A 15426-nucleotide genomic window follows, 5' to 3' on the forward strand; every position below is an offset into this window, starting at 1 on the left:
GGTGAAACTAAATAATATTTAAAACAAAATTAGGGCCGTCTCAGAATTAGCAAGTGAAGTAATAACAAAGAAATAGAAATAACATTTATTAAAGGAGACTAGAAAAATAAGCTAATAGTTTCTAACATTTAAAGTTGTACCCATAAAAGATTGCTCCTAATATGCATTAGGACAATCATTTATGGAACAACTTCAAATGAAGAAACTCTAAGCTTATTTTTCAATGCTTCTTCCACAAATGTTATTTCTATTTCTTTTTTTGAATATACATCATATCATTAAATGATTTGTATTATTAGACAGCCCCTTTACAGTATCTTGTATGTAATTAAACAAAAAATGGTTACTTAATTTATAACAAAAAGTGTAATAAAACTTGTAACAAAACTTGTAACCTATAATGGCAATTTACTTAATTAGAAAAAGTATCCTAAAACAACAATCCAAACATATATGAAGCAGGGAAAACTAAAATCAAAGCTGGAAGAAGATTAGCAACATTAATTTTTATAAGTTTTAGGATACTTAAACCAAGAACAAAAGTTAAAATCCCTCCTATAGAGATAAAATCAGACAACATAGCCTGTGAAATATTAGGCATAATTAGTTTTGCTAGGTAAAATAAAGAAGATAAAATAAGGCACTGAGGGATTACAATAAGATTTATGGCATATCCTAAAGTAGTTGCAAAAATAACTGAAGCGAAAATATCCATAACAGCTTTAGAAATCAAGATAGTCATATTGCCAGTCATTCCTTCGTCAAGTGCTCCAAAAATGTTTGCACCACTTGCACAAAAAGTGACAGCAACAATAATGTAGAAATTCATATACTCCTCATAATTACCTTCTATATTAAAATTTAATTTAAGTATAATTTTTGAAAAAGCATTTTTTATGTGAGTATCTAATCTTATAAGCTCTCCAATGAGACAGCCTAAAATAAGTGATAAAATCACAGCTGGTAAAGATTTAAGTTTTATACATGATACAATACCGATTGAGATTGCAGATATCCCGAAAATAATATTTAATGGTTCTTTGATATGATTCGGAATAACAGATTTAAATTTTGAACCTAGTGTACCTCCTAATAATATGCAAAAACAATCAATGAATACACCTATAGGCATAATAAAACATCTCCTTATACTTTAAGTTATTTCTTGTTAAAAACAAGATAGTAATTTTTAACATAAAATTATTATCTTGTCAATACTTAAATGACATTGAATTCATTGAAATTATGCAGATTATTATAATGGAGTAAAAGACTTTTTTTATGTATCAGTTATTTATATGACTTGCCTAAGGCTATTTTTATAAGTGAAAATTGTGGATCACAAGTAATAATATATTTACAAAATATGTTACAATAAAAATAGAAACAATTTTGAGTATTAGACAAATAGTAATTTGATGTACAGGTTATTTAATAATCTTTTAGAAAAGACAAAACATAACACAAAAAGTCGGGAATAATCGTTTGAAAAAAGATAAGATATATGTACAGACAGGGGTGATGATTATGGAGTGGATTGAAGGAATCGGTGAAGCTATCAGCTATATTGAGGAGAATATCACTGAAGAAATAACAATAAAAAATATTGCAAAAAAAACATTTATGTCTCCGTTCTATTTCCAAAAAGGCTTTGCAATGCTTTGTGGTTTTACGGTCGGAGAGTACATCAGACAACGCAGGCTTACTCTTGCCGGCAGTGAGCTTGTTTCTAGTGATGAAAAAATCATTGATATTGCACTGAAATATGGATACGCTTCACCAGATAGTTTCACAAAAGCTTTTACTCGATTTCATGGTGTAACACCTACTGCTGTTCGAAAAGATGGAGCAATGATTAAATCGTTTGCTCCGCTGAAAATCAAATTTTTATTGGAAGGCGGTTATATTATGGATTACAAAATTGTTAAAAAAGATTCGTTTACTATTATGGGAGTATCAAAGGTGTTTAAATATGATAGTGCAACTACAGAAATTCCACAGTTTTGGACAGAACATTATCAAACAGAAAAAGGGGAATTTGTATGCGGAATGTACGGAGTATGCATAGATGAAAGCATGGGTTCAGATGAGTTTGAATATTTGATTGCAGACAATTATAATCCGTCGATAGAAATACCTAATGGTTTTGTTACAAAGATTATTCCTAAACACACATGGGCTGTTTTTGGTTGCAAGGGCGCAATGCCAAAATCTCTGCAAGATGCGAATAAAAAAATCTTCTCAGAATGGTTGCCTAATTGCAAGGATTATGAAATTGCAGCAGGTTATAATATTGAAATGTACACAAATGTGGCTGATTATCCGCAAGGTATCCAAGATGAAAACTACTACAGTGAAATTTGGATTCCTGTTAAGAAAAAATAATTATGTAAAAGAGGATAAATTGGAGTTCATCAAATTCCAATTTATCTAACAGTTAATAATTTTAAATATAAAAAATTATTAACTGTTTATTTTAAAAAATAGCTACTTCGGATCTTAAGAAAGATGTGACTAATCACTGTATATAATTTCGTATTTATACTGGTAATTTTTCAATTTTGGATAGTATTTTATTATAAATTTTCTTCATATGGGATTCACTTGAGTGTATATCTATCTCACTGATTGGAATCCATTTAACAGCACTATTCTCATCTGGTTTAATAATAACCTGCTCATTCTCATCACCCTGAACTAAATATACTACTGATATATGTAAGTGTGATGAAACATACTTTCCTTTTCTAAAATGTCCTAACAAAGGTAAAATATCTAATGAAACAATCTTATTAGTGATAGGAATAAGATTATTTACTCCTGTTTCTTCTTTAATCTCTCTTATAGCAACACCTAATAAATTTTCCTCACCGTCTGCATGTCCTCCTGGCAAAGACCATGCATTAAATATATTATGATGTACCATTAATACTTTATCTTTATTTAGTACAAACCCAGAACTTGTTATATGAATAATTTCATTATCTCTTTTTAAAATATCATCAAACATATTTATGTATTTCAATATTACTTCCTTGTCTTTTCTCTCTTGCTCATCGGAAGGGACAAATTCTTCTATTGAATCAATCCAACTCACATTACCACCCGCCTTCTTAAATATAATTCGTAATAATTCACTATAATATATAAATTATACCAAATTGTACATAAAATTATCATTCTTACTATGTAAAAAAACAATTGTTTTCATATACATTAAAAAGCAACAAAGATTGTCAGCAATCCTCCAATATTTGTAAGGCACCTGTTACCTTTCTTTGTTATTACTTCACTTGGTAATTCTGAGACAGCCCCAGTTTGGTGATAAATGTGAATAAGTATAATATATTACACAGGGAGCGGGTATATAGATATAGTGCAAGCTTGCGATTTAAGGAAGAATTATAATATAAATAAAAAACATAGAAATTAAACTTGATATAATTTATCAAATGATATCAATTATTGACTAGAACAAATTAGAATGATATTATAGGATGGTATTATTTATTTAAATAATTGGATATGTTTTACAATATATAATAATATCAACATGGTTTTAAAATAGATCCAAATAATTAAATAAAACAAAGGAGGATTAAAATGATACTTATTATTTCAATATTATTTTCAATGGGATTTTATTTAGCATTCAGCAAACAGATAAAGAAAAGACCTAGTTTTTTTTATGTTTTAACGATTCTATTTACAATTTTTATAATTTATTATTATAGAACCAACATGTATGAATTATATCCAAAATGGGTTACAACATATCTAGCAAATCCATTTAAAAGAGGTGCTTTTTCAACCGCAACATTTATTATTGTTATGTATTTGGGGGCAATTAAAAAGAACAATGCAATAGCAAAAAGATTGTTTAGCATAAGGGGAGAGATATCAATTATGGCATGTATTTCAACTTTAGGGCATAACATAATTTATGGAATATATTATTTCCCAAAGCTATTTTTAGATCCAGCTTCATTAGGTAAGCTTCAATTGATAGCAGCATCATTGACTCTTGTTATGATATCAATTATGTTACCACTTTTTATAACTTCTTTTAGATGTATAAGAAAAAAAATGAAGGCATCTACTTGGAAAAAAGTTCAAAGATTAGCCTATCCATTTTTTCTTATGATATATGTTCACGTAATGGTATTGTATTCTGCAAAGCTTGACAAGCATATGACTAATATCATAATCTATACTTTAATTTTTGGAATATATGTAGTTTTAAGAGTAAGAAATTATATAATTGACCAAAAGAGAAAATCAGAATTTTTTAAAGCTAAAGTTATGTCACTAGATTAGAGAAAAAATGTATTGATAAATTAAAATAATGGATATTCTATTTCTATAAATCAGAGCATTATTATATGAATAATACGCTTTAAGCTAAAAATATTAAAGCAACAAAGATTGTCAGCAATCCTCCAATATTTGTAAGGTACCTGTTACCTTACAAAAACTGGAACAGTTTTTGTTATTGATGATACGAAATAGACTAGCTGACTTATTTGTTATTTTTTGAATACTCCTATATAGATAAATAATTATCACTATGGTTATTTACTAATATATTTAATTAATTCTGCAACTAAATCTTGAACTTTAGTTGCAGGATTCATTTTATTTGGGCTAAATATCTTATCGCATCTATGATCTTCTAGTAAAGAGTTACTTCTTTTTATAGCAGTATCTACATATAAAGATGTAATATCAAAAATATTATAGATGTTTTTATCATACTTACCATTATTAATATTTTTATCTTTAAAATGATTAGTTAATTTAGAATAATAATCATTTCTGCCAATAGCTGATTTTAAATCTTGGAAATGAAGTAATAACCATAGTTCAAAGCATTCATTTGACCAAGCTACATGCAAATCTTCTTTTATAGCAAGGGCTATAGCTTCATCAAAATCTATATTTTCATCTTTATCAAATACTACCCAAACATCACTGTAAGATTGTAAACTACGTTTTTTGATAGCTTCCTTCACCAAAACTGTAGTAGAGCGAGCAGTACCGTGTATATCTAAGTCTATTCTTTCAACCATAATACTATTATTAAATGACTTTTCAATTAGTCGTTTTATATTTTTAAAATAATTAACTTCAGTTTCAGTACCTTCAGTGACAATTAAATAATTACCTGGTTGATTGGTTTTATTCCCTTCATTTCTTTTATGCTTACGACCAGCTCTATTTAATTTCATTGTCTTGCATCCTCCACATATCATAACCTCTCAAAACAGGAACAGAACCATATTTTCCAAGAAGATAATCTTTGCTATAAGAAGCATCTTTTCTCACCTTTTTGTCATCATCACATTTATATTCAGCTAAGGAATATAAATGTGATACTGAATCAGAATCTTTTTCTACAAACCATATTTGATCACGTCTAAAAATATCCTTCGTTAATGTATAGTTGTCATGAGTTACATATATAAGTTGAGAACCATTTTTATTTATATTTTCATCATGGAACATAGTTATAATATATCTTAAAAGTAATGGATGAAGCTTTGCATCAAGTTCATCAATAAATATTGGTACCCCCATCTCAAGTGAATTTTGTAAATAATAAAAAAGTGTAAACATTTTTTGAGTTCCACTTGATTCTTCTGTAATAGGCATCTTATAATAATTTTTTTTATCTTTCATTAGATGTTTGGTATAGATTTTAGGTCTATCATTTTCATTTTCAGGTTTTTCCACAATAATACCATCTATATTTATATCTATAGCATTTAGGAAATTAACTAACTCTTTTTGATAAGATTCATCTTCAATATTTGGTGAAAGTAGTTGTGTTAATGCACTTTCAAATTTTATATTTCCATAATCTATAACAGGAGCTAAAAACCATTCAAAAATATCTTTTGCGTAAGGAATTTTAGCATTTGATATTATAGATAGAAATAAAGTTTTGTCTCCTACCATAGGAATAAAGTTTTCTGCACCTTTTAGTAATTTAGAATCACATTCTATATCGCTTTTTGATCTTTCAAATAAAGTAATGTATTTATGTTTGCTATTGTCTTTTTTAAAATAAAGCCATTCTTCAATAATTTTCTTGTTATCTAATGAAAAACCATATTGATATTCGTTATTATTAAATTTAAAGAATACTTCAAATTCAGCTGGTTCTTTCAAAGCTTCACTATCAAAAGCAAATCGTTTAATTGGAATATCTTTATTTTCTGCTGATTTTTTAAAAGAAAGAATCACCCAAGTTTGCATGAATTTAAAAGCTTGAATTACAGAACTTTTACCACTTGCATTTGCTCCATAAATAGCAGCAGTTTTAATATATTTTTCATCACCAGAACAAATTAAATTGTATGAGTGTTCTGTAATTGAAGTTGCAGTCATATCTAAACTAGAGTCATCCTTAAATGATTTAAAATTTTTAAAATTAAATTGTATAAGCATTTTTCTCACATCCTTAATGCTATAGTACTATATTTATTCGAAAATGTGAACAAATATGAGAATTTATCTCATAAATTATTCTTTCCACATTTGTACAATATATTCATATTAGATACATCTTTGGTCTGTTTTTTCATTTCACTTTAATTTAAGGCAAATGAAAATAAAGGTAATGGAAGCTTTGATGGTGTGGATTTAGATTATGTATCAAGCTATTCTAAAGATGTTAAATGCTATGTTAGAGGTAACTCTAAAGGCGTTTGGATTGAAACTCAAGTACTACCAATAGTTAAGTGCTATGAATTGAAAAATGTACTTGATAGTTGGTTTTATAGTATAGAGTAATAATAAATATAGGTGCAGAAATCTGAAAATTTCTACACCTATATTTATTGTTTAATTTGTTTGAAAAGAAGGATTTGAATTTTCTGTTTAGTTAATCACTATATAATTTGTTTACTAAGCTTATTTTAAAGAATATCTGTTTTCTAGTTTTTCATACCAGATATTCTTTAAGCCTATTGTTACCTTCTCATAACTATTGCGAAAAATATTATAAATGTAAGTAAGACTAAGCTTAAACTCACAATAGAAATGAGAAAATTATCACGATTATTACTAAACAAAAAATTGTTCCTCCTTTTTCAATTGCTATATGTATATTTATTAATTATTATATGAGTTGGTATAAAAAATTAGAATTTAATAGTTTTTTATATTTCAACATTTAAGAAAATAAGAATTTTAGTATAATTTATCTAATGTGTAATTAATACTATTTATAATTTATTTATATTTGGTCAAAATATAAATGATAGAGCTTTCATATTTCTTGATTTATCAAGTGAAATTATATAGCCTTAAATGTGATTAAGCATATAACACAATCTAATAAATATAATAGCAATTATAATTTCTATCATAGATTTGAAACTTAAATTTATAATTTATTTTAATAATATAATTACTTTTAATGGTATTGGAGTTAATCTTGTACCCTTTATTTTTTTGCCTAAAAATAATTATAGTAACAATATTAATTCAATAGATAGTAACATACCAATTCAGCCACCAAATAGAATTAAAACGCTATGCAATTACAAACTATTTACCGCCAGATTCAGCGAATTATGACGGTATTAATATTAATTATATTAGAGTATTTTAAGTGGATTACGTGCTACGTGAGGGACAACAGTAAAGGGGGATGAGTTGAAACTCAATACTTACTTATGAACAAATGCAATGAATTGAAGGAAAGTTTAGGAAACTATAGTAGGTGCAGAAATTCTGAAATAATTTGTATTACATTTATAATTTATTCATAGCTCTATTATATAAAATATATTTCAATAAATGTAATACAAACTACTATATATATTGTTTATATCATGAATATAGCAAAAAATACAAAATAATAGATGGCAATTTAAATAGATTAACAAATAGAATAGGCATTATAATATACAATCTGTTATTATAATGCCTATTTTCTAATTTTATAATTTGTTTAAGAAGTCTTTAGCAAGTTAATTTAAATTTATCTGACACCAGGAATGGAGATTTTAGATCCCAATTCCTGATATATTAGTTTTAATTACATAACTTTAAGTGCAATTAAGCATAAAGTCACTATTACTATATACAAGATATAATCTTTTAAATTACCCTTCATTAAAACTTCTCCTTTTCTTTAAGTATGTAATAAGTACCTTAAGAATTTTCAAATTTATGATTTAAAAACCTCCTTTTTACGAGTATACTAAACAATAAAGGCTAAATCAAATGTAATTTTCACCATATATTAGGAACTTTTGATTTATAATTTATTGAATAACAACCATTACCCCAGAGGTCCTAATTGGGGAAGTTTTACGTGCAAAATTTGATGAGAAATAAATTCATCAAGCTAATTTTCTCATAGGTTATTTAACCATTAGCTCATAATTAATTGGTATATGTTGAACATTATGTAAGTTTCATATACACTATAAATAATACCTCTCATATTTGTGCTCCAAAATGAGAGGTATTTTAACTTTAAATTTATTATAGTTGTTATAAGGAGATAATGAGATGGAATGGTATGAAAATTTAAATGAAGCATTAAAATATATTGAAGAAAACCTTGATGGTGAAATTGAATATGAAAAGGCAGCACAAATTGCCTGCTGCTCTACATTTCATTTTCAAAGGATGTTCTCATACTTAGCTGGGACGCCCCTTTCTGAATATATAAGACATAGAAGATTAACTAGAGCTGCTTTTGATTTACAAAGTGGTTATAAAGTTATAGATGTGGCCTTGCGTTATGGTTATGAGTCACCTACCGCCTTTAATCGAGCTTTTCAAAATATACATAAGGTATCGCCCTCAGTTGCACAAAAGGAGGGAACTTCATTAAAAGCCTATCCACCTATTAGCTTCAAAATAACAATAAAAGGAGCATCAGAAATGGATTATCGTATTGTAAAAAAAGACGCATTTAGAATTGTGGGGATCAAAGGTCTAATTGGAAAAAATGTTGAGGAAAGTTTTAAAATAGTACCTCAGCTTTGGAATCAGGCCACGCAGGAGGGTAAAATCCCTCAAATTGTATCTCTTATGAATAATGAACCTATGGGACTTTTAGGGGTTAGTGCCTGCATGGATGATTTAGATCAATGGGAATATTATATTGCAGCAGCATCAGACAAACAAATCCCTGATGGTATGACTGAGTATATTGTACCTGCTTCTACTTGGGCTGTTTTTTCTGGACAAGGTTCTATGCCAGATTCAATTCAAGAACTGGAAAAAAGAACTGTTACAGAGTGGCTGCCAACCTCTGGCTATGAATATGCCAATGCACCAGATATTGAGGTATATTTAGATGCTAATCCTGCTGATTGTAAATTTGAAGTGTGGCTTCCAATTACAAAAAAGCAATAACTTATCAATAAATTTAAAATAAAAAACACAGCACTAAGCATATATTTAGTGTTGTGTTTATTGCATAAATTGCACAAGTGGTTATGACCATTTGTTATTTTCTATCAAGTAAACATGAAAATTTGTCAACTGAACTTTAGCAAGTCGTTCGTAAACTCCAGACCATTATCCCAGAGGTCCTAATTTTTAGGAATAATTTTTTTTCTATAAAAATTATTAAATGTATAAAATAAAATTTACTATTCCGTGCCAATAGTAACTGAAAAATATATCTTCTTCAAAAGTTATTAGAAATTACTATATAAAATTGAACTATCTTTAATAAAAGTCTTTTCTTAAAATTATTTTTACTTGTTGCTGACCTTTAACACCGCCTAACATCTTTAGCCTGTGCGGGAGCGTGAACTACTTTCCACGCTCCCGTATTTTTTTGTTTTATACTTCAGCTTGTATATTTCCGTCAAAAGAAATACCATAGAGCTATGGAGGTGTTATGCGTGGATTATATAACGACAAAAGAAGCAGCGAAAAATTGGGGAATCACAGACAGAATGGTAGTGTACCATTGCTCTGCCGGGCGGATTAAGGGAGCTAAAAAAATGGGAAATACATGGCTTGTTCCGGTTGACGCTGAAAAACCGGCTGACGGACGATATAGGAGCAGTAACGTAAAGGATGGTGAAAATAAATGAAAAAGATATTTTTGGTTGAGGACGATAAGGCAATCGCTAAAAACCTTATACTTTTGCTCCGCTCGGAGGGATTTACAGTAACTCACACCCCTACGCGGAGTGAAGCCCTTGCCGCACTTGCCGGGAATAAATTTGACTTGGCGCTTATAGATATTTCTTTGCCTGACGGAAATGGCTTTACGGTTTGCACGGAAATCAAAGGAACGCAAGATATTCCCGTCATCTTTTTGACAGCTTCCGGCGATGAAGCAAGTGTTGTTACCGGGCTGAACATGGGCGCGGACGACTATATCACCAAGCCTTTTCGTCCGCGTGAACTGATCGCACGAATCAGAACCGCCCTGCGAAAAAGCGGACGTTCTTCATCGGCTTTTGAAATCTGCGGGCTTCATGTCGATATGGCAAGCGGCGTCGTGAAAAAGGACGGCAGCGAGGTTTTTCTTTCAGCCTTAGAATACCGCTTGTTGTTGGTGTTTATTAACAACCCAAAAAGTATTATCACGAGGGGCAGGCTGCTTGACGAATTGTGGGACGCGGCGGGCGAGTTTGTTAATGACAATACATTGACCGTGTACATCAAACGCTTGCGAGAGAAGATAGAGAACGACCCAGCAAGCCCGCAAATAATTCTGACCGTTCGCGGGACGGGGTATAGATTGGGGGGCGAGTATGCTTCGGAATAGAGAGTTTCGGCAGTTTGCCATTTTGTTCTCCTTAATAGCTGCTGCCACTGTAACGCTGGGATTTGCAATAAATACGGCGGCTGGAATCCTTGCCATTGCTTCTGCCGCCGCCTTTGGAACAGCGTTTTTTGCGTTTACCAAAGCCCGATATAAAAGCATTGCACAGATTTCAGATCAAATCGATCTTGTGCTTCATAACGCTGACCATCTGTATATTGGTGAATCGGACGAGGGCGAACTTTCCATTCTGCAAAGCGAGATAACAAAAATGACGCTGCGTATTAGGGAGCAAAACGACGCACTAAAAAAAGAAAAAGAACATCTTGCCGATTCGCTGGCTGACATAGCCCACCAACTCCGCACCCCTCTCACATCCGTAAACCTTATTCTATCATTGTTAGAGAATAACCCTGACGAAAATGAACGGAAAGCATTGATATGGGAAACAAAGGAATTGTTTGTACAGATGGATTGGCTGCTTACTTCCCTATTGAAATTATCCCGCCTAGACGCGGGCATTGTGGTTTTCCAAGGCGAGCAGATAGATGTGAACACTTTGATAAGCGCTGCGCTTCACCAGTTTTTGATTCCAATGGAGCTGCACGATATTGTTTTGCAAATAGACGTGCCGAAAGGGATAATCATTCAGGGCGATTCTGGTTGGCTTTCGGAAGCAATTCAAAACATCCTCAAAAATTGCATGGAAAGCGCAGGCGATAACGGGAAGATTGAGATTGTCTGCACGGACAACCCACTGTTTACTGAGATTGCCATCCACGACAACGGCGCGGGTTTTGAAAAAGAAGATTTACCATGCCTGTTTGATAGGTTCTATCGTGGGAAAAACGCAGGTGCGACAGGATATGGGATAGGACTTGCTCTTTGCAAGATGATTATAACACGGCAGGGAGGGACGATTACCGCCAAAAATTACCCGCAGGGCGGCGCGATATTTTCCATTCGTTTCCCAAAGTGACGAATCTCTCACCTGAAAGTCACAGAGATGTAAGTTGAAGGTGCTATTATATGGGTAAACCATGAGAAAGGAGACTCACATAATGGAATTTTTAAAAGTTGAAAATTTATGCAAGGTCTACGGCAAGGGCGAAAACCAAGTTACCGCGCTTGACCATGTTTCACTTACAATTGAAAAGGGGGAGTTTACCGCAATCATCGGTTCCTCCGGCTCCGGCAAATCCACATTGCTTCACAGCATCGGTGGTGTGGACGTGCCGACAAGCGGAAAGGTGTATTTGGACGGGCAGGATGTATATGCCCAAAGCAATGAAAAACTCGCCATCTTCCGCAGGAGGCAGGTTGGGCTGATTTACCAGTTTCACAACCTCATTCCCACTCTGAATGTGGTGGAAAACATCACCTTGCCTATACTGATGGATAAACGGAAGGTCAACAAGGAGAGGCTGAATGACTTGTTAGACCTGCTTGGCTTAAAAGAACGAAAAACACATTTGCCAAATCAGCTTTCGGGCGGCCAGCAGCAACGTGTTGCAATCGGCCGTGCATTGATGAACGCACCAGCGGTCATGCTCGCCGACGAACCCACCGGCAGTTTGGACAGACGCAATGGACATGAGATTATCCAGCTACTGAAAGAAAGTCATAACAAATATCACCAGACTCTTATTATCGTTACACATGACGAAAACATCGCCCTGCAGGCAGACCGCATTATCTGCATATCAGACGGCAAAGTAGTACGGGATGAGAGACAGGTGACACGGTCATGAACATTTTTAACAAAGTTGCCTTGCAAGGAATGAAAAAGAGTCGCACACGAACGCTTGTAACGATTATCGGAGTTATCCTGTCTGCCGCCATGATTACGGCAGTCGCTACCTTTGGCACTTCCCTGTTAAATTTTCTAGTAAACGGTGCGACCCAGAAATACGGTGGTTGGCACGTTGAGTTTTTGGATGTTGATTCCTCTTTTATGCAGGAACGAACCCACGACAATGGAGTTTCAAACACCGCAGCGTTTGAAAATATCGGCTATGCAACGCTTGACGGCGTGAAAAGCCCTGAAAAGCCTTATTCTTTTATTGCCGGATTCAGCAAGGAAGCCTTTGATACCTTGCCAATAACTCTGATTTCAGGCAGACTGCCAGAAAACAGCAGGGAGATTCTTGTCCCATCCCACGTCGCGGCCAAAGGCGGCGTTAGATTCAAGGTGGGCGACACGCTTTCACTTGCTGTTGGAAACCGCATGGACGGAAACAAAAATCTCGGTCAACACGACCCTTACATTTCCGGAGGAGAGCCTGGGAATGTCAAAGAAACTCTTGTGCCAAAAGCCGAGAGAACCTACACGGTTGTCGGTATCTGCGAAAGACCTGGTTTTGAGGAACATTCCGCACCGGGATACACCTTGATAACGAAGGCAGATACTCAAGACAAAGCGGACAGTTTCAGCATATTTGTCACGCTTAAAAACCCGCACGGAGTTCAGACTTACGCAAGCAACACAGCTGGAAGCCAAGCTTACGTCTTTAACGATAATGTGTTGCGCTTCATGGGTGTTTCGGACAATAAACTGTTCAACGCGTTTCTGTACACGGTTGGCGGAATTTTGGTTGCCATAATAATGGTAGGCTCGATTTTTCTGATTTATAACTCGTTCAACATCTCGCTGAACGAACGCACACGCCAATTTGGGATTCTCTCGTCAGTGGGCGCCACAACAAAGCAACTGCGAAATTCGGTGCTGTTTGAGGGACTTTGCATCGGCGCAATCGGCATACCCATTGGCGTCATGGTCGGCATAGGAAGTATCTGGCTTGTAATTCCTATTGTTACAGAGAATTTCGGGAACATTATCCCAAGCACCGTGCCTTTAACTTTATCTGTGTCTATCCCCACAATTGTCGCGGCAGCTGTGATCAGTTTGGTTACCATTTTGATTTCAGCCTATATCCCGGCCAGGAAAGCCGCAAAGACTCCCGTGATGGAGAGTATTCGCCAGACCAACGAGGTCAAAACCGAATCGAAAGCTGTGAAAACATCAAAACTTGCACAGCATATTTACGGTTTGGAGGGAACTCTTGCACTAAAGAATTTTAAGAGAAACAAAAAACGCTATCGCAGCATTGTTCTATCCCTTGTTTTAAGTATTGTACTGTTTGTATCGGGAAGTGCTTTTGGAACAACTTTAAAACGGCTTGCAGAACGATCAATAATGGACTTTGACTATGACATCGTATTTACCACTCAGGACATGAACGACAGCGAAATGTTCCCGCTTTACAACAAACTAAAAACCGCAAACGGGGTTTACGAAAGCTCGTACCAAGCGATTTTCGCGTATTCATGCGCAGTTAAGGCAAGCGATTTTTCAGACCGTTACCAGGAATACGCGGGTTATACTGCACCGGACGAAACGGTTAATCTTCCAATGGACATCCAGTTTATTGAGGATAGCGAATATCTGCGTTTTATCAAAAAATTGGACTTGTCCGAAGAAGAATATACGGGGAAAGACGCGAAAATGATTGCCGTTGCCAAAAAGCCGGTTGCCAAGAAAGACGGGCCGAGCGAACTGTTTGATATGTTTGCCAGTCCTTCCATGACTTTCAGTGTCGCTCCCCAAATAAATGACAAGCCGAAGATGGAACAGGGGCAAAGCATAAACATTACGTTTGTCGATACGTACCCGGTGGACCCCCTTAAGACCCTAAAGCAATCTTCCGAGAAGAATCCATACGTTTTTATGGTGGTGGCCCCATATTCGCTCAAAGAGAAGTTTGAAACACCGGATACCCATGCGGATATAGGCCTGAGCTTTCTGTCAAAAAAGCCTTCGCAATCGGTGGCTAAAATGGAAACGATGATTCAGGACGCAGGAATTACGTCTGCGTATACCCTACAAAATGTGTACACGATGGTTGAACAATATCGCAGTCTAACATTTGTTATTGATGTTTTTACCTATGTTTTTGTCATCATGATTTCGCTTATTGCGGTTGCTAATGTGTTCAACACCATTTCCACGAATATCAGGCTACGCAGGCGGGAGCTTGCCATGCTCCGCTCTGTGGGGATGTCCGACCGCGATTTCCAAAAGATGATGAATTTCGAGTGTGTCTTTTATGGCATGAGGACGTTGCTATTTGGGATTCCAATAGCGACAATCTCTTCGTGGCTGATTTATAAAGGGTTGGTGACCATAGAAAGGATGGACAACTTCGATTTTGTATTCCCGTGGTCAAGTATGACAATCAGCGTGTTCAGCGTGCTCTTTATCGTGTTCATCACAATGCTGTATGCCACTCGCAAGATAAAAAAAGAAAATATCATTGACGCGCTTCGGGATGACATGACTTGATTCAAAATCTATATTAACTTGATAGAAAATCAAAAAACATTTGCATGATTCACAATCGTCCTATAGAACTTAAATCGCTAAAAGCGACGGCTTGGTTTGGTGATTAAATAAAAGTTTATATGGAAAAAATAAGAAGTGAAGTTCTTTCTCAAGGAACTTCACTTCTCACATTTTACACACCTTTTAAAAGGAGTGATAAAATGTATCAAAAAATACAAAAAATGATTAAAGATCTAGAATTACGTGGTCGTAGTAATGACACGATTAAAAACCGTGTGTATAAACTCCAGCCCATTACCCCAGAGGTCCTAATTTCGGAAGTTTTAATTAC

General features: G+C 34.0%; 13 protein-coding genes. 9 read left to right on the forward strand and 4 right to left on the reverse strand.

All coding sequences use genetic code 11. The features are described from left to right. Positions 1-430: 430 nt before the first annotated feature. The gene (locus BM027_RS14545; protein ID WP_090093388.1) at positions 431-1132 is read right to left on the reverse strand and encodes a DUF554 domain-containing protein; all 702 of its coding nucleotides are present in this window, start codon (positions 1130-1132) and stop codon (positions 431-433) included. A gap of 395 nt (positions 1133-1527) precedes the next feature. Between BM027_RS14545 and BM027_RS14550 the strand changes: the two genes are divergently transcribed. Then, positions 1528-2385, forward strand: a complete 858-nt coding sequence (locus BM027_RS14550; protein ID WP_090093391.1) for an AraC family transcriptional regulator — start codon at positions 1528-1530, stop codon at positions 2383-2385. 154 nt (positions 2386-2539) lie between these two features. Here BM027_RS14550 and BM027_RS14555 read toward each other — a convergent pair whose 3' ends face one another. Further along, positions 2540-3097 (reverse strand): NUDIX hydrolase, encoded by a 558-nt coding sequence (locus BM027_RS14555; protein ID WP_090093393.1) that lies wholly within the window; start codon positions 3095-3097, stop codon positions 2540-2542. 506 nt (positions 3098-3603) lie between these two features. Here BM027_RS14555 and BM027_RS14560 point away from each other — a divergent pair. Continuing rightward, positions 3604-4317 carry a ferric reductase-like transmembrane domain-containing protein gene (locus tag BM027_RS14560; RefSeq protein WP_090093396.1) on the forward strand — a complete coding sequence of 238 codons (714 nt, stop codon included), beginning with the start codon at positions 3604-3606 and terminating at the stop codon, positions 4315-4317. Positions 4318-4571: 254 nt separating this feature from the next. On the opposite strand, the gene BM027_RS14565 is transcribed toward BM027_RS14560, so the two are convergent. Then, entirely contained in the window at positions 4572-5228 is a 657-nt protein-coding gene (locus BM027_RS14565; RefSeq protein WP_090093399.1) for an RloB family protein, read from the reverse strand. Beyond that, positions 5215-6450 (reverse strand): AAA family ATPase, encoded by a 1236-nt coding sequence (locus BM027_RS14570; RefSeq protein WP_090093402.1) that lies wholly within the window; start codon positions 6448-6450, stop codon positions 5215-5217. Before BM027_RS14570 ends, BM027_RS14565 begins: the two co-directional genes overlap by 14 nt. A 189-nt stretch (positions 6451-6639) precedes the next feature. Here BM027_RS14570 and BM027_RS18290 point away from each other — a divergent pair, with 189 nt between their 5' ends. The 7 genes from BM027_RS18290 to BM027_RS14600 all read left to right on the forward strand — a co-directional run bounded on the left by BM027_RS18290 (position 6640) and on the right by BM027_RS14600 (position 15095). Then, on the forward strand, positions 6640-6795 hold the full coding sequence (locus BM027_RS18290; protein ID WP_175560002.1) for a hypothetical protein: 156 nt from the start codon (positions 6640-6642) through the stop codon (positions 6793-6795). Positions 6796-8526: 1731 nt separating this feature from the next. Further along, positions 8527-9381 carry an AraC family transcriptional regulator gene (locus BM027_RS14575; protein ID WP_090093406.1) on the forward strand — a complete coding sequence of 285 codons (855 nt, stop codon included), beginning with the start codon at positions 8527-8529 and terminating at the stop codon, positions 9379-9381. Positions 9382-9878: 497 nt separating this feature from the next. Further along, complete coding sequence (locus BM027_RS14580) at positions 9879-10073, forward strand: helix-turn-helix domain-containing protein (RefSeq protein ID WP_090093409.1); 195 nt, start codon at positions 9879-9881, stop codon at positions 10071-10073. After that, complete coding sequence (locus tag BM027_RS14585) at positions 10070-10756, forward strand: response regulator transcription factor (RefSeq protein WP_090093412.1); 687 nt, start codon at positions 10070-10072, stop codon at positions 10754-10756. Before BM027_RS14580 ends, BM027_RS14585 begins: the two co-directional genes overlap by 4 nt. Beyond that, positions 10743-11732 (forward strand): sensor histidine kinase, encoded by a 990-nt coding sequence (locus tag BM027_RS14590; protein WP_090093415.1) that lies wholly within the window; start codon positions 10743-10745, stop codon positions 11730-11732. The genes BM027_RS14585 and BM027_RS14590 overlap by 14 nt, the downstream gene beginning before the upstream one ends. A gap of 82 nt (positions 11733-11814) precedes the next feature. Continuing rightward, positions 11815-12504 (forward strand): ABC transporter ATP-binding protein, encoded by a 690-nt coding sequence (locus tag BM027_RS14595; protein WP_090093417.1) that lies wholly within the window; start codon positions 11815-11817, stop codon positions 12502-12504. Then, on the forward strand, positions 12501-15095 hold the full coding sequence (locus BM027_RS14600) for an FtsX-like permease family protein (RefSeq protein ID WP_090093419.1): 2595 nt from the start codon (positions 12501-12503) through the stop codon (positions 15093-15095). Before BM027_RS14595 ends, BM027_RS14600 begins: the two co-directional genes overlap by 4 nt. Positions 15096-15426: the final 331 nt, after the last annotated feature.

It is taken from the genome of Clostridium uliginosum, assembly GCF_900112485.1.
In the GTDB taxonomy this organism is placed as follows: Bacteria; Bacillota; Clostridia; order Clostridiales; family Clostridiaceae; genus Clostridium; species Clostridium uliginosum.